This window comes from Phyllobacterium sp. A18/5-2 (assembly GCF_025452215.1).
Classification (GTDB): Bacteria; Pseudomonadota; Alphaproteobacteria; order Rhizobiales; family Rhizobiaceae; genus Phyllobacterium; species Phyllobacterium sophorae.
Genome location: NZ_CP104966.1, coordinates 3,128,127 through 3,155,095, shown reverse-complemented (window position 1 = coordinate 3,155,095; position 26,969 = coordinate 3,128,127). Strand labels below are relative to the sequence as shown.

Genomic DNA, 26,969 nt, shown 5'->3' with positions numbered 1-26,969 from the left:
CCTCCGGGCCTAACACCATCGAACGACCCATAGGGGCCCCGGAAGCTCAGCCGTCTAGAAAAGAATGTCGTAGGGCGCTTCTGGTGTCATCAGAATGGCTCCGATGACGTATAGCAATGCCGCAGCAGCTACAAGCCCGTCGACCCGGTCCATCACGCCACCGTGACCAGGAATAAGTTGGCTTGAGTCTTTTACGTGAAATTTCCGTTTAACCCAGGATCTCGCCGAGATCACCAACCTGCGCGATGACTGACAGCAAAAGTGCGACAAGCGGAATGGGTACGCCACCGGCCGGGGTAATGAATGCCGCACAAGCCACCCCGGCTGCTACACCTGCGGCCGCGCCGCCGATTGCTCCAGACCAAGTCTTGTTGGGCGAAAAGCGCGGCGCGAGTTTCGGCCCGCCAAGTGCGCGCCCATTGAAGTAGGCAAATATGTCGGTGGCCCATACGACCGCGAAGAGAAAGAGAATCGCGGCGAAGCCATCCCCGTATCTCCGCGCAACAGCGTTAGCGCGATGGATGGGAAGCCGGAATAAATCAGACCGAACGCTGGCCAGTAGCCGGATTCACGTCCGCCCAGCCCTGCCACCAGAGCGGCGCCGGCGAACAGAATGCCGATCATCAGAAGTATGTGTTGCGTGAAGAGGAGCACGGCCAAAACAACGATGAGGCACGACCAGGACAACCCGCGGGTCAAGGGCGTTGAACGGGCGGTGGTGATCAGCTGCCACTCATAGAACACACTGACGCCTATGGCCGACGCCAGCAGCCCAAAGGCGAAGCCCCCAATCCACGTGAGGGCGACAGCTACGGCAATGAGAACAATCGCGCTGAGAATGCGTGTCTGCAGATTGGAAAGACCGCTTCCAGGTTGGATCACAGAGCAATATCCTGCGCTGTCACTCCGCCGAACCGACGCTCACGCAACTGAAATGTCTCGATCGCCTCGGCCAAATGCGATGGCCGGAAATCGGGCCAATAGCATGGCAGGAACATGAATTCCGAATATGCGGCTTGCCAAAGAAGAAAATTGGAAAGGCGCATTTCGCCGCTTGTGCGGATTATCATGTCCGGATCCGGAATATCGGCCGTATCAAGTCGCGAGGTGATTGCCTCAGGGGTGATATTCTCGGGTGCGATAGTGCCTGACGTTACGTCGGCCATCAAACGCTGTACCGCCCGGGTGATCTCGTTGCGTGAGCCGTAGTTGAAGGCAATGACCAGGGTGAGACCAGTATTCGTCCTCGTCAGCGTCTCGGCTTCGTTCAGAAGACCGCGAATGTCTTTTGCCAGCCCTTCACGCTCACCGATAATCCGAACGCGGACATTTTCCCGATGCAGGTCCGCCAGGTCGCGCCGGATAAACAGCTTCAGCAGCCCCATCAGATCCGAAACCTCTGAGCGCGGCCGCGACCAGTTCTCGGATGAAAATGCGAAGAGGGTTAGAAACGGGATACCCATTTTGCCCGCCGCCCGAATTGTCTCGCGCAGGGATTCAACGCCGGCCTTGTGACCGGCGGTACGCGGCAGTCCCCGCGCCTTTGCCCAACGGCCATTTCCATCCATGATGATGGCAATGTGGCGCGGAATGGACATGGAATTCAACCTCCAGTGATATGGGACGGGCCAGTATCTGGCTTTAGACCTGCATGATTTCCGCTTCTTTGACGGCAACAACTTTGTCCATTTCAGCGATGGTGTCGTCGGTCAGTTTCTGGACTTTGTCAGACAGGATACGGTTATCGTCCTGGCTTATGTCGCCATCCTTCTCGAGCTTCTTCAACTCATCCATGCCGTCGCGGCGAACATGGCGTGCTGCCACTTTTGCATGTTCAACGTACTGATGCGCGATCTTTACCAGTTCCTTGCGGCGTTGCTCGTTTAGCTCCGGCAATGGGATGCGCAAATTATTGCCATCCGTAATCGGATTGAGACCCAGACCGGATTCCCGAATTGCGCGCTCTACTTTGCCAACCATGGACTTGTCCCAGACCGAGACTGCAAGCATGCGCGATTCCGGCACGGTGATATTAGCGACCTGATTGAGCGGCATTTGCGAACCATAGGCTTCAACCGTAATCGGCTCCAGCAGGCTTGCGGACGCGCGGCCGGTGCGCAATCCATTAAGTTCGTGCCTCAGAGCCTGTATGGCGCCGTCCATGCGGCGCTTCAGATCGTTCAGGTCGAGTGCGTCACTCATACTCAATGCTCCTATATTCAAGGCGGGTTGACTGGCAAGGATAGATCAGCTGTCAGAAACGACTGTCGCGCGTCCTTTACCCTGCAAAACTTCCGCAAACCCACCTTTTTCGTGGATCGAATAGACGATTATTGGGATATTGTTCTCACGTGCAAGAGCAACTGCTGTTGTATCCATCACGGCGAGCCCGCGATCAAGCACATCTTTATGGGTCAGGTGATCAAACCGCACCGCATTGGGGTCTTTCTTCGGATCGGCGGAATAAATTCCGTCTACCTGGGTGCCTTTGAAAAGCGCGTCAGCACCGATTTCCGCTGCGCGTAGCGCCGCTGCCGAGTCCGTGGTGAAGAATGGGTTCCCGGTACCACCAGCAAAAATCACGACCTTACCAATGTCCATGTAAGCGGTTGCCTGACGTTGCGAGAAAGTTTCACATAGTTCAGGCATGGCAACGGCCGACAGAACCACGGTGTCGATGCCAATTTTCACCAGCGACGTGCGCAGAGCAAGAGAATTGATCACCGTCGCAAGCATGCCCATGTGATCGCCCGTCACCCGGTCACCACCCTTGGACGCCACGGCAACTCCACGGAAGATATTACCACCGCCGATGACGACGCCCACCTGGACGCCGAGCGCACGTGCTTCGGCAATATCACTGGCGATACGATCGGCAACCGCTACGTCAATACCGAAACCCTGATCGCCCATGAGAGCTTCGCCGGAGGCCTTAAGCAGAACGCGTTTATAGACAGCCGTACCAGCCATGGGACCTTCCTCAGAGTCGTTTCAAATTCCGGATACACGAAGGGCATCGCGTTGTCACGCGATGCCCTTTGATTTCAGTCGTATAAGATTACTTCTTCACAGCCGCAGCAACTTCGGCGGCAAAGTCACTTTCTTCCCGCTCGATCCCCTCGCCCAGAGCAAAACGAACAAAAGCAGTGATCTTGGCCGGTGCGCCGATCGTCTTTTCTGCTTCCTTGAGCGCAGCTTCCACTGTCAAGTCAGGATTGATGACGAATGCCTGTGAGAGAAGCACCACCTCTTCATAGAACTTGCGCATGCGGCCATCGACCATCTTCTCGATGATGTTTTCTGGCTTACCGGACTGACGTGCCTGATCGGCAAAGATCGACTTTTCACGCTCAACCGCGACCGGGTCAACTTCGGCCGAAGTCAATGCGAGTGGGTTCGTCGCAGCAACATGCATCGCCACCTGACGGCCGAACGCCTGTGCGGCGTCCGCGTTACCCGTCGTTTCGATTGCAACCAGCACGCCGAGCTTCCCCAGACCATCGGAAACGCCGTTGTGGATGTAAGTCGCAACAACTCCCTGGCCCACAGTCAAAGCAGCCGAGCGGCGGAATGATAGGTTCTCACCAATCGTACCAACGGCGTCCTTGATAGTGTCAACAACGGACTTGCCTGAAGAAGGATAGATCGCAGCGGCAACAGCCGAAGTGGAACCATCGGTGGTCAATGCTACGTTGGCGACATTGCGAACGATATCCTGGAACGCGTCGTTGCGGGCAACGAAATCGGTTTCCGAATTGACTTCAACCACAACGGATTTTGTGCCATTGGAAGCAACACCGACAAGTCCTTCAGCAGCCGTACGGCCAGCCTTCTTGTCAGCCTTGGAGATACCCTTCTTGCGCAGCCAATCGACAGCAGCTTCCATGTCGCCATTGGTTTCTGTGAGGGCTGCCTTGCAGTCCATCATGCCAGCGCCGCTAATTTCGCGAAGTTCTTTTACCTGTGATGCAGAAATGCTCATTGTGTCGCCTCTTCTCAAAGCGAAGGCATACTGGGGAAACCAGCATGCCAACTTTGCGGCGCGTCATGCGCCAATCATTGTGTTTTTAATCACCCGATAAGACGGGTGTATGAAGCCTCAAGCAGAGGCTTCACCTTCCTGTGCAGGAGCCTCTGCCGGGGCTTCGAGTGCCGGCTCGGCAGGAGCTTCTTCCTGGGCACCGACATCGACGCCGAGCGAGCCCTGCTGACGCAGAATGCCATCCAGCGCTGCCTTGGCAACGAGATCGCAATAAAGCGAAATGGCACGGGACGCGTCGTCATTGCCCGGGATCGGGAAATCGATCTGGTCAGGATCGCAATTGCTGTCGATAACGGCCACAACCGGAATACCAAGACGCTTGGCTTCCTGAATTGCGATCGCTTCCTTATTGGTGTCGATGATGAAGATGAGATCCGGAATCGAACCCATGTTCTTGATGCCGCCAAGGGCACGGTTGAGCTTCTCGCGTTCGCGATCGAGGTTCAAACGTTCCTTCTTCGTGAAGCCCTGTGCTTCGCCGGAAAGAAGCTCGTCCAGCTTGCGCAGACGCTGAATGGAATTCGAAATCGTCTTCCAGTTGGTCATCATGCCGCCGAGCCAGCGCGCATTGACGTAGTACTGGGCCGAGCGGGTTGCAGCATCGGCAATGATGTCAGAAGCCTGACGCTTGGTTCCAACGAACAGAACGCGGCCGCCCCGGGCAACGGTGTCCGAAACCTTCTTCAACGCAGTGTGAAGCAGGGGAACGGTCTGGGCAAGATCGAGAATGTGAATGTTGTTGCGGTCACCATAAATGTACGGTGCCATTTTCGGGTTCCAGCGATGTGTCTGGTGGCCGAAGTGAACGCCAGCTTCAAGGAGCTGACGCATGCTGAAATCAGGCAATGCCATCTCTTATTTTCCTTTTCCGGTTTAACCTCCACGGAGAAGAGGCGGGAAACCCGCCACCGGAGGCCATATCGGATTTCTCCCGATATCAACCCAAACCCCGTGTGTGGAATGCTGCGGCTGTTAACGGATAATCATGACAAACGCAAGTGCACAGGCGATAAAAGGCAGTCTTCGCGCGCCTGGCCCTTGGGTACACACCTATTTCTTACATTTGGGCATGTCGAACAGCTGCAAGTTGACGAGCTTTCCGGTCATCGAGAAATCGCCATAGTCCATTTTCAAATCGCGGGTAACACCGTTACGATACATCTTGAAATTGATCCGGTAACTCGGAAGCCCTTCGGACTTCTCGCTTTCATCGAAATAGGCAATCGAGACCGGCCAGGTGCTCTCCTTTGCCAGTGGGCCCATATTCCTAATTTCTTCGTCTGAATCGGAAACCGCAGATTTGCCGATAACAACCGTCGTCGCCATTATTTTATCGGCATCTTCCGAACCATCGAACAATTTCGTCTGATAGAAGACTTCGCCGGCGAGAGCTTTCTCGATCAATTGCTGCATGTGCCGCGTCGGGAATTGAGACAACTCAAGGTTTTCCTTGGTTGCTTCGGGTTTCGTCAATGAAATTTCCGTCTTGTCATTTAACAATGCGGCATCGCCACGAACTTCCTTGGTCAGGCTCTGATCAACGAATGTCTTGTTGACGAAGCGGAACTTCCCGCCGTCGCCCGATCTCGAATGTCGTCGTTTGCTGATCTGTTACTCGCTGGGGTTGCTCTTCCATGTCAACGCGGGTCACGAAGCGGAAATTCGTCGTATATCCTTCGCAATCAGATCCGTTAAATTCATAGACCATCCGGCCCGTCAGGCCCGTGATACCGCTGCTATCCTGTGCGTTGTCCAGCTTTAGATCATAGATTGCGCGGTGCGGAACAAGCTGTCGCCGTTCCAGCGGCGTGTGCCATATTTGAACCAGTCAGACCCAAGGCACCGAGACTGAAAACGAGGGCAGGTAAAACGCGCATAGACAGGATTCTCCAATATTCGAATGCGCATATTAAAAAAACTCTTGGCGGAAGCGAGGCAAAAATCGCAACTTCTTTCACAATCGCTTGCGATTCCGAAACATAAGGAAAATGATCCCATGAGCAGCTCCATAGAAACCCGTCTCCAGGAACTCGGCATTACGCTTCCCGTTGCAGCTGCGCCGGCCGCGAACTACGTCCCATTCACCCGGACCGGGTCACTGCTCCTGACATCCGGACAATTGCCGCTGGCCGACGGAAAACTCGTCCACAACGGGCTCCTGGGCGCTGAACTCAACGTTGCACAGGGTAAGGAAGCGGCAAAAGCCTGTGCGATCAATATACTGGCGCAGGCAAAGGCAGCACTGGGGGACCTCGAGAAAATCACGCGTATCGTAAAAATTACCGTGTTTGTCGCATCGACACCGGATTTTACCGAACAGCATCTGGTTGCCAACGGCGCTTCGGATCTACTTGTTGCCGTCTTGGGGGATGCGGGCCGTCACGCGCGCTCTGCAGTCGGCTCCGCCGCCCTGCCCCTCAATGCGCCGGTTGAAATCGAAGCGATCATCGAGGTTCGTTGAATATGGCCAAGATTGACTGGTTAAAGAAAGTTCCGATCGCGCATCGCGGTTTGCATGATCTCAACAGGGCACGCTGGGAAAACACGCTCTCGGCTTTCGAAGCCGCCGCCAGTGCTGGCTTTGCAATTGAATGCGACGTGCATCTCTCAGCCGACGGCAAAGCGGTTGTGTTTCACGACGGCACTTTGGACCGCGTCACTGGCACCCAGGGGAATATTGATGCGTTGACGGCGGAACAGGCTGGCAGGTTGCGCGTCGGTGGAACGAATGATCATGTCCCGACGCTGGCCGAATCCCTTGAACTCATCGCCGGCCGCGTCCCGATTGTTGTCGAGCTGAAAGGCATTCCCGGCCGGGACGACGGGCTAGTCAGCGCTGTTGCCAATGATCTCAAAGAGTACGCCGGTTTAGCTGCCATCATGTCCTTTGACCATCATTTGATCCGGCTTTTTGGCAAGGACGCGCCCGGCATACCAGCAGGCTTGACGGCCGAGGGCCTGCTCGATCGGGAGCTTGAGGCGCATTTCTCGATGCTCGCCCACAATATCGATTTTGTCTCCTACAATGTGCATCATCTCGAAAACCGTTTTGTCGAATTTGTGCGTGCGAGGCTCGGACTGCCTGTCATCTCGTGGACCGTGAGAAATCTGGCCGACAAGACAGCAAGCGATGCTCTTGTCGATCAGATTACCTTTGAGGGCTTTGATCCGCGGAACGCCTAATGCCTGAGACCCTGCCAAGCTGCCTCTTGTATCGCCGGGCGGAATGCCTAGCTTAAACACAAGGCAGCGAGGCTGATCTTCATCCTGCCGACACAGCCAGGAAGTCAATTTCAAACATGGAAAATCTTCATCGCGGCGATTTCACCTTGCGTGTTTGCGACGGCATTGGTGCATTCACTCAAGAGGAATGGGCGGGCCTCTCCGGGGCGTCTCGCGACGCCGCCGATTACAACCCCTTCCTGTCGCACGCCTTTTTGTCGTCGCTTGAAGACTCTGGCTGTGTCGCTCGCAATGCCGGCTGGCTCCCGCAATTTCTGCGGCTTGAAGATGACAGTGGCACTTTGATTGGAGCTATACCGTGCTATCTGAAAAGTCACAGTCAGGGCGAATATGTCTTCGACCATGGCTGGGCTGATGCATACGAGCGCGCTGGCGGGCGCTACTACCCGAAATTGCAGGCCAGCATTCCCTTCACTCCCGCTACCGGGCCCCGCCTGCTGGTGGACCGGAACTGGAACTCCGGCGCCGTCCGTGTTGCACTTGCCAATGGATTGCGGCAATTGACCGATCAAACCGGAGTCTCGTCGGCACACTCAACCTTTGTAAATGAAGACGACCTACCGGCCTTCACCGGGTCAGGATTTCTCCACCGCATTGATCAGCAGTTTCATTTCTTCAATGAGGGATATGGAAGCTACGACGATTTTCTTGAGACGCTCGCTTCACGCAAACGCAAGGCACTCCGACGTGAGCGGCGGGAAGCGGTTGCTGATGACATCAGCATCGACCGGCTGACGGGCAGTCAAATCACTCAACGGATCTGGGACGACTTCTTTACCTTCTATATGGATACGGGTAGCCGTAAATGGGGCCGGCCATATCTCAACCGCAAGTTTTACGCTTTGATCGGTGAACGTATGCCTGACGACATCATGCTGGTAATGGCGCGGCGTGGCGGGCGCTACATCGCAGGAGCAATCAACTTTATTGGTTCCGACCGGCTCTTCGGCAGACACTGGGGGTGTATCGAGGATCACCGCTTTCTGCATTTCGAGGTCTGCTATCATCAGGCGATCGATTTCGCCATCGAGCGAAAACTGCATATTGTCGAGGCCGGGGCCCAGGGCGAACACAAGTTGGCCCGAGGCTATCTGCCGGTTACAACCCATTCGGTCCACTATATCGCCCATGAGGGCCTGCGGCGCGCGATCAATGACTTTCTGATCCACGAGCGCCGCGACGTGGCGCTGATGAGTGATGTACTGGGCGAACACACTCCATTCAGGAAGTCGGATCACTAGCCGGTCATTTAAGATGGCGATCTTGACTGCCAAGCCCGCTGTGACGAACATTGTATTCATTTCCGGAAAGCCACAGGTGCCATATGAGCCAGCCCTACGACGACAACAATGTATTCGCGAAGATTCTGCGCGGAGAGATCCCTCGCACAAGCTCTATGAGGACGCGGATACTTTTGCATTCATGGATGTCATGCCACAAGGAAAAGGTCATTGCCTTGCAATAACCAAAACTCCATTCCGCAACATCCTCGATGTCGCGCCAGACAGCCTCGCGGCCGTGATTGCCACGACCCAGAAGCTCGCGCGCGCAGTCAAGACGGCTTTCGACGCCGATGGGGTTACAGTTATGCAATATAACGAGCCCGCTGCCGGACAGACGGTTTTCCACCTGCATTTTCACATTATTCCGCGTTTTGACGGTGTCGCACTCAAGCCCCATACCGGACAGATGGAAGATCAAGGCGTGCTTGCCGCCAATGCCGAAAAAATCAGGCAGGTCCTACTCAAAACCTGAACTACGGCACCCGAACTGTGGCTTCCTGTTCCAGGCGTGAAGTGGAAACAGGTAACATTCTGGTCGCCATGAGAGCTAAGCCAAAAACAATAAATCCGGCAAAAACATCAACTAGATGGTGCCCGCCATGCACAAGAATGGCGGGCAGCATCAGGATGTTGACGATGAGAAACAGTGGAAAAACGCGCTTTGTTTGAGCCATGAACCAAACCGCCATACATGCCATTACTGTGTGAAACGACGGAAACGCGATCAACCCGAGTGCATCCTTCGGCGAAAGAAACGACGGGCCATCCAGGGCAAGACGATTGAGTTCGGTCCCATATGCCGCGCCGACGACAAATGAACGAGCAACCTCTGCAGGGAGAATTTCGAAGGCCGAGGGACCCGAGCTTGGGAAGACAGCCCAGAACGCAATGGCCATTAAAGCTCCGAAAACGCCGGTTAATAGAAACTGGTGCAGACGCTCCCGTTGGCCCAAAAACCCGAGAATGATAAGAATGACAATGAGTTGCGGCAATGAACTCATATAGATGAAGCGCAGGAGGCTTGCGAGCCACGGCAGGGACGCCACGTAGACAACCGCCTCCGGCCACGAATAGTGAAGCATGGCGTCTAATTTGATCAAAAACGGATCAATCCGGCGATCGCCAACGGGCAAAAGCAGATAGTTGAAGATCGAGCAGGAGATTGTGAAGAGAATGAACAGCCCGGACGCTGTTGTCGCCAGCGCAATTTTTTCTTCCAGACGCATTGTGCGGTAGAGCTGGCCAATCGCAATGGCGCCAATCCCGATTGCGCACGTTACCCCATAGCCTGTCCAATCGACGCCCACCCCCTTGATCTGGATCAGGATCGCATCGAGCAAGAAGAGCACCACAATGACAGTGGCACAGATTTTTTCTGCGGGGTGGAGGATCATCGTTCAAACCCTAGTTTGGCTCGAACATACCTTGCGTCCGCTTAAAGATGCCTGAATCGGGACTACCGAAATTCACGACAGCAACAGTCCCATAATTAGTATGATTTCGGCGACGATGACACTGACAATAATGCGCCTGCCGAGATAGAGGTAGGCCGCGAAGCCCGCCGCTGCGGCGCCAACTCGCAGGAAAACTGATGATTCCGCCAAGGAGCCGCTTGGGTAGAGGATCAATTGGGCGATGACACCGGCGACAAGCGCGGTAGCGACAGCCCGCACAATAACGAGCGCCTCAGGAATCTTCGCGTACGCGGCCGCCAATCAATACACCTATGAATCGCCAGATGTCTGTTGGCAGCCAGCCCGCCAGCAGAATAAACAGGTAGGGCCACCACCAATCGGTCAGGCTGGCCCAGGTCATCGTCCCTCGCTCTTTTTCGGGAGCCACCGCACATACCCCATGGTGACTGCCCCTCCGGCAAGGCCGGTCAACAGCAAATCATAGGCAGGTGCAAAAAGATGGATCAGTGGAAAGAGAAGCAACCCTGAGATCATGGCAACATGGATCGAGTGATCACGCGCCGAACCCCAGAGCGAAGCCAGAAAGTACATTGGCGTGAGAAAAAACAGTGCAGCAAAGACGATGGGCGGGAAATCGGCGGAAAGAAAATACACAATTGCCACAACGAGCGTATTTGTGATCGTCAACGTCATGCCTAAACCGGCAAAATAGCTCGTACGCATGTTGCGCGGAACATGTTGCAGGCGTTCCATGCCGATCACCCATGCCGTCACGGCAATAAAATGCGAAAGAAACAGCAGTGTGAGTTTTCGTGTTCTTGATCCGCGCATTTCTGGCACAAAGGCCGCAACCATCGGCATTAGACGTATCGAAGACAGAGCCACGGCAATTGCCGCACCAAGCAAGGAATAGCCGCCCGAAATCGCGCCAATCAACACGATATTGGCAGGCAGAGCCCAGATCGCGGCGACCATGAAGGTTGCCTGAAAGAGCGACACGCCGTTTTCACTGGCAAACCCGGCAAACCCTACATGTGCCGTCATGAGGATTAAGGCCGGAACGCTGAAGACCAGTGATGCACCCGACAAGAACCACGAAAAACCTGTCCTCGGGTCTTCGACTTCCGCCTGGTGAGAGGGCAATTCAGAATCGGTCATGCATCCAGCGATAAACATAAGAATTGATGCCAGCAAGAAAAAGGCCGCCCAAATGGCGGCCTTTTGTGACTATTTCTTGCGCGGCACTTTGGGCACGGAAGCCTTGCGCGATGGCTGCGCTACCGTTCCGCTTATCGCAAATCCGGCTCCCGCCTTTTCGAGGGCCGGCTTCTTTGGCGCTGGCTTTTTTCTCACGACCGGCTTTTTGTCGACCGGAATTTCCTTTTTCGGCTTCACCACCACTTCGTCGGCAATGTAGTCCAGAACGAGGCCCTGCGATCCATCCGGCTTAGGCGCAACCGATACACGCACGGTCCCGCCCTTCTTCAGCTTGCCGAACAGCACCTCATCGGCCAACGGCTTCTTGATATGCTCCTGAATAACGCGAGCCAGCGGACGAGCGCCCATCCGGTCGTCATAACCCTTTTCAGCCAACCATGCGATCGCATCCTGCTGCAGGTCGAACGTCACGCCGCGATCGGCAAGCTGTGCCTCCAGCTGGATAACGAATTTCTGCACCACCTGATGGATAACCGGAACCGGCAGTGCGCCGAAGGGAATGATCGCGTCGAGCCGGTTGCGGAATTCGGGTGTGAACAACCGGTTGATCGCCTCCATGTCATCGCCTTCACGCCTGGACGAGCCGAAACCGATTGCAGCCCTTGCCATGTCCGAAGCACCGGCATTGGTTGTCATGATCAGTATGACATTGCGGAAGTCGATCTGCTTGCCGTTGTGATCCGTCAGCTTGCCATGATCCATGACCTGCAGAAGGATGTTGAACAGGTCCGGATGTGCCTTCTCGATTTCATCCAGCAGCAATACGCAATGCGGATGCTGATCGACGCCATCGGTCAACAAACCGCCCTGATCGAATCCGACGTAGCCAGGAGGCGCACCAAGCAAACGCGAAACCGTATGGCGTTCCATATATTCCGACATGTCGAAACGCAGGAGTTCCACGCCGAGCGACAAAGCCAGTTGCTTGGCGACTTCTGTCTTTCCGACACCGGTCGGACCGGAGAACAGATAGGAACCGATCGGCTTTTCCGGTTCCCGCAAGCCAGCCCGCGCCAGCTTTATCGATGAAGACAGTGCTTCGATGGCAAGATCCTGACCGTAGACGACGCGCTTCAGTTCTGCCTCGAGATTGGACAGCACCGCTTCGTCATCTTTCGACACACTCTTGGGCGGAATGCGGGCCATCGTCGCGATCGTCGCCTCGATTTCCTTCACCCCGATTGACTTCTTGCGTTTCGACTCCGGCAGCAACATCTGGCTGGCACCGGTCTCGTCGATCACATCGATTGCCTTATCGGGCAATTTGCGATCATTGATGTAACGGGCCGATAGCTCCACCGCCGATTTAATCGCTTCCACCGTGTATTTGACCTTGTGGAAGTCTTCGAAATACGGCCGCAGTCCTTTCATGATCTCAATTGCATCCGGGATCGACGGTTCATTGACATCGATCTTCTGGAAGCGGCGTACAAGCGCCCTGTCCTTTTCAAAGAACTGCCGGAACTCTTTGTAAGTTGTTGATCCAATGCACCGAATTGCCCCTGAAGAAAGAGCAGGCTTCAGGAGGTTCGATGCGTCCATCGCGCCGCCGGACGTGGCGCCTGCGCCGATGATCGTGTGAATCTCGTCAATGAACAGGATTGCACCGGGAAACTCCTCGAGCTCCTTGATGACCTGCTTCAGTCTTTCCTCGAAGTCACCGCGATAGCGGGTTCCGGCAAGTAACGTACCCATGTCCAGCGAGAATACCGTGGCGTCGCTGAGAACATTCGGAACCTTGCCCTCGACAATGCGCTTTGCAAGACCTTCAGCGATGGCAGTTTTGCCGACGCCCGGATCGCCAACATAAAGCGGATTGTTCTTCGAACGGCGACAAAGGATCTGGATCGTGCGGTTAATCTCCTGATCGCGACCGATCAATGGATCGATTTTTCCTGCCTTGGCCCGATCATTGAGATTATTGCAATAGGCTGTGAGCGCGTCCTGTTTCTTCTTGGTGCCCTCTTCAGCCTCCGGAGCGTGGCCCTCCTCATTATTGCTCTCGGTACCAAGCGGTGTGCGCGGCTCGGATGCACCGGGGCGTTTCGAGATGCCATGCGAAATATAATTGACCGCATCGTAACGGGTCATCTGCTGTTCCTGGAGAAAGAAAGCCGCATGGCTCTCCCGCTCGGCAAAAATAGCCACGAGGACGTTAGCCCCGGTTACCTCTTCGCGGTTGGATGACTGAACATGAATTACCGCACGCTGAATGACCCGCTGGAATGCTGCGGTAGGTTTCGAATCCTCATCATAGCCTGTAACGAGGTTATCCAGTTCATGATCGACATAATCGGTCACGGTGCGGGTCAATTGCGCGAGATCCACATTGCAGGCGCGCATGACACTGCTTGCGTCCTGATCATCGATCAATGCAAGAAGCAAATGCTCAAGCGTTGCATATTCGTGATGATGCTCGTTCGCAATTGTCAGCGCCTGATGGAGGGCCCGCTCCAGACTAGGTGAGAAAGATGGCATGAAACCTCACTTTTTCTCCATCACGCATTGCAGCGGATGTTGGTTTTGCCGCGCATAGTCCATGACTTGTGTCATCTTGGACTCCGCGACCTCATAGGTAAAGACACCACATTCTCCGACCCCATGATTATGCACATGAAGCATGATGCGTGTAGCATCTTCTCTGTTCTTCTGGAAAAACCGCTCCAGAACGTGAATGACGAATTCCATAGGTGTGTAATCGTCATTGAGAAGCAACACGCGATAAAGGCTCGGCTTTTTGAGTTTGGGTTTGGTCCGGGTTATCACGGCCGTACCCCGGCCGGGCCCGTTGCCGCTCCCCTTGTCCTCGTCTTGCATGATGGGTGACAACCGCTTCATCTCATCCGATACCCGCATCCTGATCGTTATGTCGCTCACTGCATTCTATGTAGGTCGCTACGGGCTAATTTTAAGCCCTCTCATAAAGCTTGCAATATCAAGTTGCAGTTGCACAGTCAGAATTGACGTCCCGGAACAAAAAAAGTCCGGTTGCGCGGGCAACCGGACTTTTAAATGCGCTCATAGAAACGTTGCGCTTACTTCGCAACCTTCGCTACGACGGCTTCATAGGGCTTGTATGCCTCTTTTGCCAAGTCGGCATAGAGCTCGCCAAACTTGGTTGCCTGAGCGATAAAGTTTTCATAAGCCTTCTTGGAAAACACGCTGTGGGTTTCGAATGCCTGTTCGGGCGACTTCGTGGAAGCAAGCTTCTCGATCAACGCGGTACCCTCCTCAAAAGACTTCTTGGAGTAGTCTGCCGCTTCGTTTGCGATGGTCTGCAGCCCTTGCGAAAGAGCTGAAACGCTCTTCATCGCGCTGTTGACGAATTCCTTGCTGGAATCATTCAGGGTTTCGAATGGAGTTGCCATGGTGGATCCTTCCACGTGTTTAATTTTCTGGTGGGGCTGATGTAGTGTGCACTGCACAAAATGTCAAATTTATTGTGCACTGCAATATTTTCATAAAAATTAATCCAATAGCCACGGAAAACGTGAACGGCCCGGTTACCATAAACAGTTTGGTAACGCTGATACGGATAAAGTCCAGAAATTCGCTCTGGTGCTTCAGATCGTCAATTCAGTTCCCTACACGCATATCGAGCAGGTGTTGATTGTGCTTTACCCGGCCCGCCAAAGTTACACGTTAATCAAGAAAATGGCTCACGCATTCGTTGCTTTGGCGATGGTCTCGGGAATAAGCCTCTCCGCTACTGCCGAGGCAGTGGCCGAGACAAGGGCTGCCGCCATTGTGGTCGATGCCAATACCGGCAAGACGCTCTATTCGTCTAATGCAGACGCACAGCGCTTTCCTGCATCGCTGACGAAAATGATGACGCTGTATATGCTGTTTGATGCAATGGCGGCGGGTAAGGTTTCCAAGTCCACACCCATTCCAGTTTCCGCATACGCAGCAAGCCAGCCGCCGACGAAGATCGGATTTCGCCCGGGGCAATCCATCAGCGCGGAGGCTGCAATCCTCTCGCTGATTACCAAATCGGCGAACGACTCAGCAACCGCGATTGCCGAATATCTTGGCGGATCGGAACAGCGGTTCGCGGTCATGATGACCAACAAGGCCCGGCAGCTTGGAATGCGCAACACCCAGTTCCGCAATGCCAATGGGTTGCCAGACCCGCAGCAGCGGTCCTCAGCGCGCGACCTGGCGATGCTCGGCATCGCACTTCGCGAGCATTTTCCGCAGTATTATGACTATTTCTCGACCCGCAGTTTCAGCTATCGCGGTCGCCGTATTGTTGGTCACAATCGCCTCCTCGGCAAGGTGCGCGGCGTTGACGGCATCAAGACAGGTTATACTCGCGCCTCGGGCTTCAACCTGGTGAGTTCAGTTAGTGTGGACGGCAAGAAACTTGTTGCAGTCGTGATGGGCGGAACAAGCGGTGGCTCGCGCGACGCGCAAATGGCGAGGCTGATCGAACAATATCTCCCGGCGGCGTCACGTCGCGATGGCGGCAATCTCATTGCCTCGCGTAAGAATAGCAAGGTCAACGTAGCAGCGCTCGAACTGCCAGAGAGTGCAGACATTCCTGTTCCAGTTCAACGCGAGCGGGTTGTGGCTCAACCTGCAGATGTAATTACGGCTTATGCAGAACCCGCTCCGGCACCCTCGCCGGTTGCGCAAGTTCTCGCCGTTCCTGCACCCTCGCCCAAGGAAGCTGAAGGCGACACAGCGGATGTCGATCCCGTAACAACCGCATCCGCTTCAGCCGGTGGCTGGATGGTGCAAATTGCCTCTGTCGGCAGCTCTGAAGAAGCCAAGGCGATGCTCGCCAAGGCCGCTGCGCAGACAGGTGATCCAATCGCCGCGCTGTCGCCTTATACGGAAAAATTTCAGAAAGGATCGACTACTTACCACCGCGCGCGTTTTGCCGGAATCTCGTCTGCCAAAGCCGCCAACGACGCATGCACTGCACTGAAGCGCCAGAAATTCAACTGCTTTGCGATTGCGCCGCAATCGTAAGACACGATCAGAAAGACCCCGATTGTATAGCGTAAAGGGTTTTGCGAATGTCCAGTATAACCGATATGCATGGCCCAACGGGCCACATGAACAGAGAAACAAAGCCGCTATTCGGTGGTATGCAAGTATTGCAGCAGGCTGCTTTGCGCCTGGCTGATTTGCGCCACGGCAATGCAGCTTTCAAGACTATGGATATTGTGAATGTACTGCTTTGCCAGGCCGCAAGGACACGGCGTGCTGCCATGCCGCCGGCCCGGCTGCGCATACGCTCCGAAAGCCGCAACGGCGTTTCGGCGGTGAGACTGCGAATTTCCTGATTGCTGCCCCTAAAGCAGGCCCAAGGATGCGAGTTCGTTGCGCAGTTCTGGCGGTAGTTTTGCTCGCCCCGCCTTGCCCTGCCCTTCATCGATCGGAGCATCGTCGCTTGTCAGGTAGCGCCATCCCTGAAATGCCCGACGCGGCTGCCACTCTGTTGGAATGATCCGCGGCTCGAGCACCAGATGGCACCGCGAAATCCCTTCATCGTCAGTAAAGGTCCTGATATCGGTCAATCGCTGCCGGCATTGGATGTTGCCCTTGATGACCCAATACAACGATCCGCCATCAAGTAGTTCCTCAACGCGCTTCGGTACCATGCGCGTCGTATGAAACTGTTCGGCCGACAGGCCGGCCCTTCTACGCTCTTCAAGGCGAAAATCGATCCATGCCGCCAAATCTTCAATTGCGGTGCAGCCGACACAGAGTTTTACCAGATTGAGAGCCATTCCAAAGCATTTACGCTTTCGGGTTGAGACGTCAACCATAACCCGCGACTTCTCCACAAAGCCATTGGGAGCGGCACTCCGCCGCCGCTCCTGACGGCAGCCTTTCAGCCAGTTAACTTGTCGTGGCCGGGAGTGCTGTTTCCCCCAAGTGGCGTTTGGTCACCACCGAATGGAATTCCGGCGCGACAATCGGCACTTCAACGCCATTCTTGTCATAAAGCTTCCCGTTGAGGAAATAGTCTCCGTCATGTAGCAAGGCAACGTCTTGATACCGCAGGGTACGCTCCGTGCCGGCAACAAAAACCGACTGTTGATCGGAGTTGCCTGCAGTCAGGTGGTTGAACACCAGGTTGAGCGCAATTGCCATAATGGCCGCCGAGCTGATGCCGGAATGGAAGATCGTCGCAAACCACGTGGGGAACTGATCGTAGAAGCTGGGTGATGCGATCGGTATCATGCCGAACCCGATAGAGGTTGCTACGATAATCAGGTTCATGTTGTTTCGGTAGTCCACCTTCGACAACGTCCGTATGCCGCTCGCAGCGACCGTGCCAAACAGAACAATACCAGCACCACCCAAAACAGCGCTCGGGACCGCGGCAACGATCCTGCCCATGACTGGCAACAGACCCAGCGTCACCAGAACTAGACCGCCAGTTGCCACCACATACCGGCTCTTTATCCCCGTTACAGCAACCAGGCCGACATTCTGGGCAAATGCACTTTGGGTGAAGGAGCCGAAGATTGGTGCAATCAGACTTGAAAGCATATCCGCGCGCAAACCATCGCCGAGCCGGCGCGAGTCCACCTTGGTTTCGATGATTTCACCCACCGCTAAAATATCCGCTGACGTTTCCACCAAGGTCACCATGATCACGATGAACATTGAGACAATTGCTGCGATTTGAAACGAGGGATAGCCAAAATGAAATAATGACGGCAGCGCCAGAAATGCCCCTTCACCCACCTTCGAGAAATCTGTCATCCCAAGGCAAAGGGCAAGGACTGTTCCGATTATCATCGCCAAGAGAATTGAGAGCCTCGAAACAGTCGCGCTCCCGACCTTGCTCAGCAAGAGCACGATGACAAGAGTCGTAGCAGCCAGGCCGATATTAGCCATGCTGCCAAAGCCGGGTGCATTGCTGTTTCCACCCATGGCCCAGCGGGCAGCAACCGGCATCAAGGTCAAGCCGATCGTGGTGATCACGATTCCTGTGACCAGTGGTGGAAAAAATCTCGTGATCCGGGAAAATACCGGAGTAATCAGCAGCCCTATGAGCGAGGCAGCCATAACGGCTCCCAGCACCGACTCCATCCCTCCGTTCCCGGAAATAGCCACCATCGTCGCCACTCCGGAGAATGAAACGCCTTGAACCAGCGGCAATTGACAGCCAAAGAAGGGCAAACCGATCGTTTGCAGGATTGTGGCCAAGCCGCCAGCAAAAAGAGACGCGGTGATCAACAAGCCGATTTCGCTCGATGACAAGCCCGCAGCCTGACCGAGGATGAGCGGAACTGCTATGATCCCCCCATACATCGTCAACACGTGTTGCAGTCCATAAGCCAGGTTGGCTCCGATGCCTAGATTTTCGTCTTCCGGTCGCTGTTGTAACGATTTCGCAATTGAGTTTGATGCCAAGGTAGTGTCCTCCCAATACCTTTATGCAGCCCAACCAGATTTTGCTGATCAGGCGGGAGGAAACTATGGCAGCTTTTTGGGCGCTGACTGTATTTGATTTATTGAAACTGTTTCCGGCAGGACGCAGGTATTGGCCGGCATACGGGAATATTTTTCAGCATTCCACCACGTTCACAGCCAAACCCCCAAGACTGGTCTCTTTGTAGCGTTCGTTCATATCCACACCGGTCTGGCGCATCGTTTCAATACAGGCATCCAGCGGAACGAAATGCGTGCCGTCGCCTTTGACCGCCAGCGATGCTGCCGTAACGGCCTTCACTGCCCCGAGCGCATTGCGTTCGATACACGGCACCTGGACCAGTCCAGCGACCGGGTCGCAGGTCATGCCGAGGTGATGTTCGAGCGCGATTTCGGCGGCATTCTCGATCTGCTCTGGGGTTCCACCAAGTACCGCTGCAAGGCCCGCGGCAGCCATGGCCGAGGCGGAGCCTACTTCGCCCTGACAGCCGACCTCTGCCCCGGATATCGACGCGTTATGCTTGATCACGCCGCCGATTGCGGCGGACGTCAGCAGGAAGTCGCGAATGCCATTCTCGTCGGCATCGTCGTGGAAATGCAAGTAATAGCGTAGAACCGCGGGGACAACGCCGGCGGCGCCGTTGGTCGGTGCAGTCACAACCCGTCCACCCGCCGCATTCTCTTCATTGACCGCCATCGCGTAGACCGACAGCCAGTCATTGGCGAGCAGCGGGTTGACGCGATTCTGGCGCCATTCCTCCTGCAGGCGGTCGTGCAGGTAACGGGCGCGTCGCTTGACCTTGAGTCCGCCGGGCATAATGCCTTCCTGTTCCAAACCGCGATCGATACACGAACGCATGGCCGACCATATGCGGTCCAAACCCGCGTTCAGTTCGTCACGACTCATGAAGACTTCTTCATTTTGCCGCTTCATCTCGGCGATCGACAAGCCGCTATCCTTGGCCATGCGCATCATCTGAGCGGCATTGATAAAGGGAAATGGAACTGGAACTTCCGCTTTGGGCGCCGTGCGCGTTTTTGCCGACTCGAGCTCTTCCTCCGTCACGACAAACCCGCCGCCAATCGAATAGAAGATACGGCGCAGCAGCAGCCGGTCGTCGACATCATAGGCTTCAAATGCCATACCGTTCGCATGCCCCGGCAAAGGCGTACGCCGATCCATGATAAGGTCTGTTGCGGGGTCGAACCGATAGGAGGGGTGGCCTGCAGGCGAGATGCGCTTATTCTGCTTGACCGTCTCGAGTAATGCATCCATCTCGTTTGGATCGACGGTCGCGGGCAACAGTCCGCAGAGGCCGAGAATGACGGCACGGTCCGTCGCATGACCGATGCCAGTGAAGGCGAGTGAGCCATGCAAATGAACGCGTAACCTATCGACCTTGACGCCGGTCGGCCTCGGCCATTGGCCGTTCTTGAGTTCTTCGAGGAACTGGCCGCCAGCAGTCATTGGCCCCATGGTGTGGGAACTTGAAGGACCAATGCCGATTTTATACAGATCAAAAACCGACAGAAACATCCGGCTACCTTACTCGAGTGAAATCGATCGCAATCATAATGGCTGGTTGCCGGCAATTGCCGCAGCCCGCCACCGACCTTGGCTTGCGTTTCTACGACATAGGCCGGTAAAGCAAAAGCCAAAAGAATTGCGCATAAAAACCCTGCTCACTTCCAAACGGATTGACGGCTTACGACATTTGCGAACCGGGCGAATTGACGTACATTCGCCATCAACAGTTGCGCATCATTGAGAGAAGAAATGGAAGCTGCCCCAACTACATCCTATTGGCTCGATGTCCTGGCTCTGGTCTATTTCTTCATCGTCTGGGCACTCTACTCTCATACCACAGCCAACGGCTTCGCCGGCAGAAAATCGCTGACTTACGAAATGAACCAGGCAAGGCACCAGTGGATGGCGACGATGTCGACGCGCGAACTACGCATGATCGACACCAGCATTATGATCGGTTTGCAGCAAGGCACCGGCTTTTTTGCATCGACATCGATTCTGGCCATTGGCGGCTGCTTCGGACTGCTCAACTCGTCGGGCCGTGTTCTCACCTTGTTTCATGATCTGCCGTTGTTGGGCGAGACGACCCAACAATTGTTTGAAACGAAGATTCTCGGACTACTCGTGCTTTTTGCCTATGCCTTCTTCAAATTCGCCTGGTCCTACCGGCTCTTCAATTATTGCTCGATACTGATCGGCGGCGTGCCTATGGCGCGTGACAAAGGGCCGGACGACCCAATCGTCATTGCCAGCATCAATCGCGCTGCGGGAATCAATATTCAGGCTGGCCAGCATTTCAACAGCGGCCTGCGCGGTATTTTCTTTTCCATCGGCTATCTCGGCTGGTTTCTGCACCCTTTGGTCTTCATGATCACGACGACACTGGTTGCTATCGTTCTCTTACGCCGGCAGTTCTTTTCAACTGCACGCGATGTGCTGATGCGAAACGGTGTAACTTCCGATTACAGTCCTCGAGGCAAATAGCGCCACACAAAGATCGCCGTGAAGACCATCAGGCCGGCGAGCGCAATGAAGATCGCACCAAGCTGGAAAAACGTCAGAATGAATGAATAGAAGAAAGCGGGCAATATCTCGGAAAAATCGAGATATGTTCGGTAGACGGCTGTCATCTGCGCCCGTTCGTGCGGGTGGACCGCGCGTATGAACGTCGTAGATCCGAGTGTATCGAGCGCGACACAGAAAAACGCCCCGGCAAGAAGCATTATCGCCGCCAACATCGGGAAGCTTTCGCCAGCGAGCCCTGCTCCAATCAAAGCCACCGCGAGCAATACGAAGACGCCGGATATCGTGCGGGTCAGACCTTTGGCCATGCCAACCTTCCCCCAAAGAATGGAGCCGAGCAGGAAGAGATTACCAAGTGAAACCAGAAGCCCGCCAGCGAGGGTTCCCTGCCCCGTCGCCACCATCAAAATGGGACCGTAGACGAAGAAAGTACTCCAATAGCAGGAACGCGAAAACGCAATCAGCCAAGCCAGCCGGAGCCGCGGCTGCACAACGAAGCGGCGCACATTGGCTATCGGATTGGCTGGACGGCTTGGCCCCTTCTGCAACGCCGGATTGTCGCTGAGTCGGAAATACCAGAACAGCGTCAGCAACAGCAGCGAAAATCCGATCGACAGAAGGAACGGCGCGACCATTCCAACCCGTGTGTAGAGGAGAACGCCGAGAAACGGCCCGCCGGTCCACGCGAGGGTAGCCGTTGCCATCCGCACGGACTCAGCGCGGACCAGCTCGCCCTTCTTGATGTGATCCATGATGTAGAGGCTGAGTGTAATCGATAGAGTTCCGGCGCCAAACGTACGCAGAAACAGCCCTGCCGCCTGCCCAGGCAACGTGTCGAGCGCAAATGCGCAGCAACCCAGCATCAGCGCTGTCGCACCGGCAGTATAGACCCATCTACGCGGGATGCGCACGATCAACAGCGGAATCGACAACGTTGAGATCAATCCGAGAAGAGACATACACGTATAGAGAATGCTGACCCCGCGCTCGCTCTGCATCAAATCGTATGTCTGGATCGGAACGACACTGGTAATGATCGCCCGGGCCATCGATTCAATGCCGAAAAGGATTGCGAACACCCGCGCAGTGGGACGCTTGGCTGTGGTAATCCAAATGGGGTGGCGGACCTGATTGATCACTGAGATGACTTTGGGGGCACTGATTCTGAACGGCGCCAAGAGTTTCGGACGCGAGCTTGTGGATAGCAGTCAATCAAGCGACATAATATGTCCGTTTCATAGAAACCGTTGAAATATGTGCGGAAAGTGTTCCGTTGCTTTTAGGGGAAAGACCATGGATTTTGCCTGCCATGTCGCCTAGCTTGCCGCAAAAGCCGTAGCGACCGGGATTCTGCCACATGCGCCAAGCCGAGACCTTAAATCCACCCGCGAAAGCGCGCCTCGGCAAGCTCGACGCGTTGCGCGGTATCGCCCTCATCGCAATGGCGACATACCACACGGCTTGGGATTTCGAGTTTTTCGGATATTTGGAGCCCGGGACCACCGGGCAAGGCGTCTGGAAACTCTACGCTCGCATCATTGCCTCTACGTTTCTTGCGTTGGTTGGCTTCAGCATTGTCCTGGCGCATGGCCGGCAGATACGCTGGCGGGCTTTTGGCATCCGCCTTGCTCAAATCATCGTTGCGGCGCTGGCGATCACACTCGTCACCGCGTACATCACGCCTGACAATTTCGTGTTTTTTGGCATTCTGCATCAGATCGCTGCGGCGAGTGTGCTCGGGCTGCTGTTCCTAAGATTACCGGCATTGATCGTTGCTATCGCTGCTGCAGCGGTCATTGCCGCTCCGCACTATCTGATCTCCTCCTTCTTCGATCCGCCAATCTTCTGGTGGCTTGGATTGTCGGAAATACTCATCCGATCAAATGATTATGTGCCGATCTTCCCATGGTTCGGCGCCGTTTTGGCCGGCATGACGGTCGCCAAAATCATGCAGCACTTCAACGCTTTGAAGCTGCTTGCCGGTAATGTAGCACCGGCTTGGCTCGACCGATTGCTGCGCTTCATCGGTCAGCACAGCCTCGCGTTTTACCTTATCCATCAACCAATTCTCATCAGCTGCGTATTTCTGATTTCGCAGCTGTTTCCGCCTGCGGTTGCAACGCCGCAGGAGGTTTTTGGAAAGGCCTGCATTCAGAGCTGCCAAAATGACAACGACAAGGTGTTTTGCCAGAAGTTCTGCAATTGCGTGATTGGCCAGACCGAGACTCAGGGCATTTTCGACGATGTTTTCGCTGGTCGGCGCGATCAGAGCGATCCGCAAATGCAGGAAATCGCTGGCATTTGTACGCAGCAAAACTTGCCGCAATAGGGCTCAGGTATTGACGCCAAGCTCTGCCAGACGTTCGATACAGGCTTCTTCGACTTGGTCGAGCTCCGTCAAGGTTTCTTCGATATCACGCCGCTTCTGACGCAAATCCGCGCGCTTCTCTTCGACGCGTTTCATCAAGAGATGCAGTTGGCCCATTTCACCCGGCGGTTCGTTATACATCTGGACGATCTCGTGTATTTCCGCAATGGAGAAACCGAGACGCTTGCCGCGCAGGATCTGCTTGAGCAGATGACGATCTGAAGGCCGGAACAGACGGGTCCGGCCGCGACGAACCGGATGGATCAGGCCCTCGTCTTCATAGAGATCTCAACGTGCGCGTCGATACTCCAAACTCTCGCGTCAGTTCGGTAATGGAATAATATTCGCGCATGACAGACACTGCTCTACATTCCCACATTGTATCGATTGGATGTTTTGGTCACGCAATTACGTAAAAGTCAATTGCACGATTGTGTCTGGTTGCGAACTTTAGTCCATACCCAGCAATAAGCTATTGTTACTTAAAGCCAAACCACCATGTGGCGAGGCCAAGAAACGAGGAAAAACCAACCACATCGGTGACAGTAGTTACAAATACGGCAGATGCGATGGCGGGATCTGCACCAAAACGATGCAGCAATAGCGGAATCAATATTCCGCCTAGCGCCGCTGCAAGCATATTGATAATCATCGCCGCCGCGATGATTCCCCCGAGATTAACATTTGCAAACCACATGCCGGCGACCAGACCGATCATGATCGCAAAGATAACGCCGTTGATAAGGCCCACGAAGGCTTCACGGCGGATAATACGACCAGCGTTGTAAATATCCATGTCCCGCGTCGCCAAGGCTCGCACGGTCACAGTCATCGTCTGGGTACCGGCATTGCCGCCCATGGACGCCACGATCGGCATCAAAACGGCCAAGGCAACCATCTGCTGGATTGTGGCATCGAACAGTCCAATCACTGATGCGGACAAGAAGGCCGTAAAGAGATTTATCACTAGCCAGGGCGTGCGTGACCGGGAAGTCGATAACACGGAGTCGGAGAGTTCTTCGTCACCGACGCCACCAAGGCGCATGATGTCCTCTTCGGCTTCTTCCTGAATGACGTCAACGATGTTTTCAATGGTCAGGACACCAACAAGCCGTTCGTTCTCATCGACCACCGCGGCTGACAAAAGGTCATACTGTTCGAAGATTTGTGCAGCTTCTTCCTGGTCCATCGTAGCGGGGATCGCATGACGTGTCTCATGCATGATCTCCTCGATCTTGGTATCGCGACGTGTGCGCAGGATGCGGTCGAGGTCGATAGCGCCCAACAGGCGGAACATCGGGTCGATAACAAAAATCTGCGAGAACGACTCCGGCAGATCATCATTGTCGCGCATGTAGTCGATGGTTTGCCCGACAGTCCAGAACGGCGGAACAGCGACGAACTCCGTCTGCATGCGGCGGCCGGCGGTTTCTTCCGGGTAGCCAAGAGAGCGCCGCAGTCGCACGCGCTCCGTGAAGGGCAGTTGTGCCAGAATTTCGTCACGATCTTCCTGATCGAGATCCTCGAGAATATAGACCGCATCATCAGAGTCGAGGTCCTGAACGGCCTCGGCGATCTGCTGATTTGGCATCGCATCGACGATTTCAAGACGAACGGCTTCGTCCACTTCGGTGAGTGATGCAAAATCAAACTCATCACCGAGAAGTTCGACAAGCGCCGAACGCTGATCGGAATGCAGCGCTTCCAGCACGTGGCCAAGTTCCGACTGGTGCAGCTTGCCGACATGTGATCGAAGAAACAGAACGTCCCGATCCGCAATAGCGGCACCGACCCGCGCTAGAAAGGACGTCTTGACCGCACCATCCTCACCATAGATGTCGGCATCCTCCTCGTCCGGGGCGGATTCTGGTAGGGTCTCTGTATCATCCATTGTGTCCGCACCCGCCTTCCCGACAAATGTTGCGCATTGTCAGTTAGAGCAAAGGACGTCGAAATGGAACCGGCGACATCCCTTGCTTTCATTTTTTGGCAGTTCAGGCGGCGCTATCTTCCCAACCGCTGATAGCCTTTACTTCAAGGAAGTCTTCGAGGCCCCAATGTCCGCCCTCGCGCCCGATTCCGGACTGTTTATAGCCGCCAAACGGAGCATCGGCAGCGTGAGAAGCACCGTTGATGCGCACCATGCCTGCGCGAAGTTGTTTCGATACGCGCTTGATCTCGCTCCCGGTCGCCTGACTGGATATAGGCGGCGAGCCCGTAAGGTGTATCGTTGGCGATCTCGACGGCTTCTTCCTCCGTATCAAACGGAATCATGGCAAGGACAGGACCGAATATTTCTTCTCGGGCGATAGTCATTTCATTGTTGACATCCGCGAACACTGTCGGACGGACATAATAGCCGCGATTGAAGCCCTCGGGACGTCCGGTGCCGCCGGCGACGAGCCGGGCACCTTCCTTGATGCCCTGTTCGATCAAGCCTTGCACCTTGTTGAACTGCATTTCCGAGACCAGCGGCCCCATGTGATCGCCATCCTGCGATGGATCGCCCACTTTGGTCGCCTTCGCGGTTGCGGCGGCGATTTCAGTGGCCTTATCATAGACAGAACGCTCTACAAGCATTCGCGTCGGGGCGTTGCACGACTGGCCGGTGTTGTTGAATACATGCGAGACGCCGCGCTTGATTGCAGCTTCCAGATCCGCATCCGCGAACACAATGTTCGGCGACTTGCCACCAAGTTCGAGCGAAACGCGCTTGACTGTTTCGGCTGCGGCTTTGGTGACGGCAACGCCTGCGCGGGTCGAGCCCGTGAACGACATCATGTCAATGCCGGGGTGTCGCGACATTGCCTCGCCGACCGTTGGACCATCGCCATTGATCAGATTGAAGACGCCCGCAGGAAGGCCCGAGGCATCGATCATTTCGGCAAAGATGACGGAAGAAATTGGAGCAATTTCCGAAGGTTTGAGGATAACGGTGCAACCCGCGGCGATCGCCGGTACAACTTTCAGAACGACCTGGTTCATCGGCCAGTTCCATGGCGTGATCAAGCCGCAGACACCGATCGGCTCGTAGGCGATGCGGACTGTCTTGTTGTGCGTATCAAGCGGACGTTCGAATTCGAAATTCTTCAGTGCCCGGATGAATGCCTTTATATGGCCAGTTCCCGAAGCCGCCTGTTCGTCCAGAGCCATCGTGATCGGTGCCCCCATCTCGGATGATATGGCCGTGGCCATGTCGGCGAGACGCGATTCATAGACGACGAGCAGCCGCTCGAGCCATGCCAGCCGCTCTTCCCGGCGCGTAATGCTCCATGTGGCAAAAGCCTTGCGCGCGGCAGAGACAGCCTTGTCGACATCGGCGGCAGAACCAAGCGAAATTACCGCAAAAGCCTGCTCGTCAGCCGGATTGATGACGTCGAGCTCTTTGGCCACCGCTGGAGCTATCCACTTACCGTTAATATAGAAATCGGTCTTGCGAAGCATGGTCAGT

General features: G+C 55.1%; 24 protein-coding genes and 5 pseudogenes. 8 read left to right on the top strand and 21 right to left on the bottom strand.

Annotated elements, in window-relative coordinates; all coding sequences use genetic code 11:
- Positions 1-54 precede the first annotated feature (54 nt).
- The 8 genes and pseudogenes from N8E89_RS15690 to N8E89_RS29000 all read right to left on the bottom strand — a co-directional run bounded on the left by N8E89_RS15690 (position 55) and on the right by N8E89_RS29000 (position 5,798).
- Positions 55-882, bottom strand: a pseudogene (locus N8E89_RS15690) (phosphatidate cytidylyltransferase).
- Positions 879-1,598, bottom strand: a complete 720-nt coding sequence (locus N8E89_RS15685; protein WP_106665159.1) for an isoprenyl transferase — start codon at positions 1,596-1,598, stop codon at positions 879-881. Before N8E89_RS15685 ends, N8E89_RS15690 begins: the two are co-directional and overlap by 4 nt.
- Positions 1,599-1,641: 43 nt before the next feature.
- Positions 1,642-2,202 (bottom strand): ribosome recycling factor, encoded by a 561-nt coding sequence (gene frr, locus N8E89_RS15680; RefSeq protein WP_106665158.1) that lies wholly within the window; start codon positions 2,200-2,202, stop codon positions 1,642-1,644.
- Positions 2,203-2,247: 45 nt separating this feature from the next.
- Positions 2,248-2,970, bottom strand: a complete 723-nt coding sequence (pyrH, locus tag N8E89_RS15675; protein ID WP_262260458.1) for a UMP kinase — start codon at positions 2,968-2,970, stop codon at positions 2,248-2,250.
- Positions 2,971-3,058: 88 nt separating this feature from the next.
- On the bottom strand, positions 3,059-3,982 hold the full coding sequence (gene tsf, locus N8E89_RS15670; protein WP_106665156.1) for a translation elongation factor Ts: 924 nt from the start codon (positions 3,980-3,982) through the stop codon (positions 3,059-3,061).
- Positions 3,983-4,099: 117 nt separating this feature from the next.
- Positions 4,100-4,894 (bottom strand): 30S ribosomal protein S2, encoded by a 795-nt coding sequence (gene rpsB, locus N8E89_RS15665; RefSeq protein WP_106665155.1) that lies wholly within the window; start codon positions 4,892-4,894, stop codon positions 4,100-4,102.
- A gap of 198 nt (positions 4,895-5,092) precedes the next feature.
- Positions 5,093-5,572: an EipB family protein gene (locus tag N8E89_RS29005; RefSeq protein ID WP_315975690.1), complete on the bottom strand. Its 480-nt coding sequence runs from the start codon at positions 5,570-5,572 to the stop codon at positions 5,093-5,095.
- A 7-nt stretch (positions 5,573-5,579) separates the two neighbouring features.
- A complete protein-coding gene (locus N8E89_RS29000; protein ID WP_315975689.1) occupies positions 5,580-5,798 on the bottom strand; it encodes an EipB family protein in 219 nt (72 codons plus the stop codon).
- A 240-nt stretch (positions 5,799-6,038) separates the two neighbouring features.
- Between N8E89_RS29000 and N8E89_RS15655 the strand changes: the two genes are divergently transcribed.
- The 4 genes and pseudogenes from N8E89_RS15655 (at position 6,039) to N8E89_RS15640 (ending at position 9,040) form a co-directional block, all read left to right on the top strand.
- Positions 6,039-6,503 carry a RidA family protein gene (locus tag N8E89_RS15655; RefSeq protein ID WP_106665153.1) on the top strand — a complete coding sequence of 155 codons (465 nt, stop codon included), beginning with the start codon at positions 6,039-6,041 and terminating at the stop codon, positions 6,501-6,503.
- Between the two features lie 2 nt (positions 6,504-6,505).
- Positions 6,506-7,225 carry a glycerophosphodiester phosphodiesterase gene (locus N8E89_RS15650; RefSeq protein WP_262260457.1) on the top strand — a complete coding sequence of 240 codons (720 nt, stop codon included), beginning with the start codon at positions 6,506-6,508 and terminating at the stop codon, positions 7,223-7,225.
- Positions 7,226-7,341: 116 nt separating this feature from the next.
- Positions 7,342-8,526, top strand: coding sequence for a GNAT family N-acetyltransferase (locus N8E89_RS15645; protein WP_262260456.1), 1,185 nt, complete (start codon positions 7,342-7,344; stop codon positions 8,524-8,526).
- An 83-nt stretch (positions 8,527-8,609) separates the two neighbouring features.
- Positions 8,610-9,040: pseudogene (locus N8E89_RS15640) on the top strand (HIT family protein).
- Position 9,041: 1 nt separating this feature from the next.
- Here N8E89_RS15640 and N8E89_RS15635 read toward each other — a convergent pair.
- From N8E89_RS15635 to N8E89_RS15610, 6 genes and pseudogenes are all read right to left on the bottom strand, one after another.
- The gene (locus N8E89_RS15635) at positions 9,042-9,917 is read right to left on the bottom strand and encodes a phosphatase PAP2 family protein (RefSeq protein ID WP_262261928.1); all 876 of its coding nucleotides are present in this window, start codon (positions 9,915-9,917) and stop codon (positions 9,042-9,044) included.
- A gap of 117 nt (positions 9,918-10,034) precedes the next feature.
- Positions 10,035-10,383: pseudogene (locus N8E89_RS15630) on the bottom strand (AzlD domain-containing protein).
- Entirely contained in the window at positions 10,380-11,141 is a 762-nt protein-coding gene (locus N8E89_RS15625) for an AzlC family ABC transporter permease (protein ID WP_113173009.1), read from the bottom strand. Before N8E89_RS15625 ends, N8E89_RS15630 begins: the two are co-directional and overlap by 4 nt.
- A 69-nt stretch (positions 11,142-11,210) precedes the next feature.
- Positions 11,211-13,679, bottom strand: coding sequence for an ATP-dependent Clp protease ATP-binding subunit ClpA (gene clpA, locus N8E89_RS15620; protein WP_113172958.1), 2,469 nt, complete (start codon positions 13,677-13,679; stop codon positions 11,211-11,213).
- A gap of 6 nt (positions 13,680-13,685) precedes the next feature.
- Positions 13,686-14,039 carry an ATP-dependent Clp protease adapter ClpS gene (gene clpS / locus N8E89_RS15615; protein WP_106665264.1) on the bottom strand — a complete coding sequence of 118 codons (354 nt, stop codon included), beginning with the start codon at positions 14,037-14,039 and terminating at the stop codon, positions 13,686-13,688.
- Between the two features lie 197 nt (positions 14,040-14,236).
- A complete protein-coding gene (locus N8E89_RS15610; protein ID WP_106665146.1) occupies positions 14,237-14,569 on the bottom strand; it encodes a phasin family protein in 333 nt (110 codons plus the stop codon).
- Between the two features lie 286 nt (positions 14,570-14,855).
- Between N8E89_RS15610 and N8E89_RS15605 the strand changes: the two genes are divergently transcribed.
- On the top strand, positions 14,856-16,178 hold the full coding sequence (locus tag N8E89_RS15605) for an SPOR domain-containing protein (protein WP_410010382.1): 1,323 nt from the start codon (positions 14,856-14,858) through the stop codon (positions 16,176-16,178).
- 47 nt (positions 16,179-16,225) lie between these two features.
- Complete coding sequence (locus N8E89_RS15600) at positions 16,226-16,495, top strand: hypothetical protein (protein ID WP_106665145.1); 270 nt, start codon at positions 16,226-16,228, stop codon at positions 16,493-16,495.
- A gap of 9 nt (positions 16,496-16,504) precedes the next feature.
- Here the strand turns inward: N8E89_RS15600 and N8E89_RS15595 are convergent, their stop codons facing one another.
- The 3 genes from N8E89_RS15595 to N8E89_RS15585 all read right to left on the bottom strand — a co-directional run bounded on the left by N8E89_RS15595 (position 16,505) and on the right by N8E89_RS15585 (position 20,136).
- Positions 16,505-16,942: a DUF1489 family protein gene (locus tag N8E89_RS15595; protein ID WP_106665262.1), complete on the bottom strand. Its 438-nt coding sequence runs from the start codon at positions 16,940-16,942 to the stop codon at positions 16,505-16,507.
- 112 nt (positions 16,943-17,054) lie between these two features.
- Positions 17,055-18,581 (bottom strand): nucleobase:cation symporter-2 family protein, encoded by a 1,527-nt coding sequence (locus N8E89_RS15590; RefSeq protein ID WP_262260454.1) that lies wholly within the window; start codon positions 18,579-18,581, stop codon positions 17,055-17,057.
- A gap of 154 nt (positions 18,582-18,735) precedes the next feature.
- Complete coding sequence (locus N8E89_RS15585; protein WP_112759825.1) at positions 18,736-20,136, bottom strand: L-serine ammonia-lyase; 1,401 nt, start codon at positions 20,134-20,136, stop codon at positions 18,736-18,738.
- Between the two features lie 240 nt (positions 20,137-20,376).
- Between N8E89_RS15585 and N8E89_RS15580 the strand changes: the two genes are divergently transcribed.
- Positions 20,377-21,111 carry a DUF599 domain-containing protein gene (locus N8E89_RS15580; RefSeq protein ID WP_106665142.1) on the top strand — a complete coding sequence of 245 codons (735 nt, stop codon included), beginning with the start codon at positions 20,377-20,379 and terminating at the stop codon, positions 21,109-21,111.
- On the opposite strand, the gene N8E89_RS15575 is transcribed toward N8E89_RS15580, so the two are convergent.
- Positions 21,090-22,289: an MFS transporter gene (locus tag N8E89_RS15575; protein ID WP_262260452.1), complete on the bottom strand. Its 1,200-nt coding sequence runs from the start codon at positions 22,287-22,289 to the stop codon at positions 21,090-21,092. The two genes, N8E89_RS15580 and N8E89_RS15575, sit on opposite strands and share 22 nt — an antisense overlap.
- Before the next feature lie 218 nt (positions 22,290-22,507).
- On the opposite strand from N8E89_RS15575, the gene N8E89_RS15570 reads away from it, so the two are divergent.
- Positions 22,508-23,479, top strand: coding sequence for a heparan-alpha-glucosaminide N-acetyltransferase (locus N8E89_RS15570; protein ID WP_262260451.1), 972 nt, complete (start codon positions 22,508-22,510; stop codon positions 23,477-23,479).
- 3 nt (positions 23,480-23,482) lie between these two features.
- Here the strand turns inward: N8E89_RS15570 and N8E89_RS15565 are convergent.
- The 3 genes and pseudogenes from N8E89_RS15565 to N8E89_RS15555 form a co-directional block, all read right to left on the bottom strand.
- A pseudogene (locus N8E89_RS15565) lies at positions 23,483-23,870 on the bottom strand (MerR family transcriptional regulator).
- Positions 23,871-23,996: 126 nt separating this feature from the next.
- Complete coding sequence (mgtE, locus tag N8E89_RS15560) at positions 23,997-25,409, bottom strand: magnesium transporter (protein ID WP_106665140.1); 1,413 nt, start codon at positions 25,407-25,409, stop codon at positions 23,997-23,999.
- Between the two features lie 103 nt (positions 25,410-25,512).
- Positions 25,513-26,962, bottom strand: a pseudogene (locus N8E89_RS15555) (aldehyde dehydrogenase family protein).
- Positions 26,963-26,969 lie beyond the last annotated feature (7 nt).

What these genes read in the sequence shown, in the direction of transcription:
- N8E89_RS15685 (WP_106665159.1), bottom strand. Translation starts at nt 1,598, where the DNA reads ATGTCCATTCCGCGCCACATTGCCATCATCATGGATGGAAATGGCCGT.
- frr (WP_106665158.1), bottom strand. Translation starts at nt 2,202, where the DNA reads ATGAGTGACGCACTCGACCTGAACGATCTGAAGCGCCGCATGGACGGC.
- pyrH (WP_262260458.1), bottom strand. Translation starts at nt 2,970, where the DNA reads ATGGCTGGTACGGCTGTCTATAAACGCGTTCTGCTTAAGGCCTCCGGC.
- tsf (WP_106665156.1), bottom strand. Translation starts at nt 3,982, where the DNA reads ATGAGCATTTCTGCATCACAGGTAAAAGAACTTCGCGAAATTAGCGGC.
- rpsB (WP_106665155.1), bottom strand. Translation starts at nt 4,894, where the DNA reads ATGGCATTGCCTGATTTCAGCATGCGTCAGCTCCTTGAAGCTGGCGTT.
- N8E89_RS15655 (WP_106665153.1), top strand. Translation starts at nt 6,039, where the DNA reads ATGAGCAGCTCCATAGAAACCCGTCTCCAGGAACTCGGCATTACGCTT.
- N8E89_RS15650 (WP_262260457.1), top strand. Translation starts at nt 6,506, where the DNA reads ATGGCCAAGATTGACTGGTTAAAGAAAGTTCCGATCGCGCATCGCGGT.
- N8E89_RS15645 (WP_262260456.1), top strand. Translation starts at nt 7,342, where the DNA reads ATGGAAAATCTTCATCGCGGCGATTTCACCTTGCGTGTTTGCGACGGC.
- N8E89_RS15625 (WP_113173009.1), bottom strand. Translation starts at nt 11,141, where the DNA reads ATGACCGATTCTGAATTGCCCTCTCACCAGGCGGAAGTCGAAGACCCG.
- clpA (WP_113172958.1), bottom strand. Translation starts at nt 13,679, where the DNA reads ATGCCATCTTTCTCACCTAGTCTGGAGCGGGCCCTCCATCAGGCGCTG.
- clpS (WP_106665264.1), bottom strand. Translation starts at nt 14,039, where the DNA reads ATGAAGCGGTTGTCACCCATCATGCAAGACGAGGACAAGGGGAGCGGC.
- N8E89_RS15610 (WP_106665146.1), bottom strand. Translation starts at nt 14,569, where the DNA reads ATGGCAACTCCATTCGAAACCCTGAATGATTCCAGCAAGGAATTCGTC.
- N8E89_RS15605 (WP_410010382.1), top strand. Translation starts at nt 14,856, where the DNA reads ATGGCTCACGCATTCGTTGCTTTGGCGATGGTCTCGGGAATAAGCCTC.
- N8E89_RS15600 (WP_106665145.1), top strand. Translation starts at nt 16,226, where the DNA reads ATGTCCAGTATAACCGATATGCATGGCCCAACGGGCCACATGAACAGA.
- N8E89_RS15595 (WP_106665262.1), bottom strand. Translation starts at nt 16,942, where the DNA reads ATGGCTCTCAATCTGGTAAAACTCTGTGTCGGCTGCACCGCAATTGAA.
- N8E89_RS15585 (WP_112759825.1), bottom strand. Translation starts at nt 20,136, where the DNA reads ATGTTTCTGTCGGTTTTTGATCTGTATAAAATCGGCATTGGTCCTTCA.
- N8E89_RS15580 (WP_106665142.1), top strand. Translation starts at nt 20,377, where the DNA reads ATGGAAGCTGCCCCAACTACATCCTATTGGCTCGATGTCCTGGCTCTG.
- N8E89_RS15570 (WP_262260451.1), top strand. Translation starts at nt 22,508, where the DNA reads ATGCGCCAAGCCGAGACCTTAAATCCACCCGCGAAAGCGCGCCTCGGC.
- mgtE (WP_106665140.1), bottom strand. Translation starts at nt 25,409, where the DNA reads ATGGATGATACAGAGACCCTACCAGAATCCGCCCCGGACGAGGAGGAT.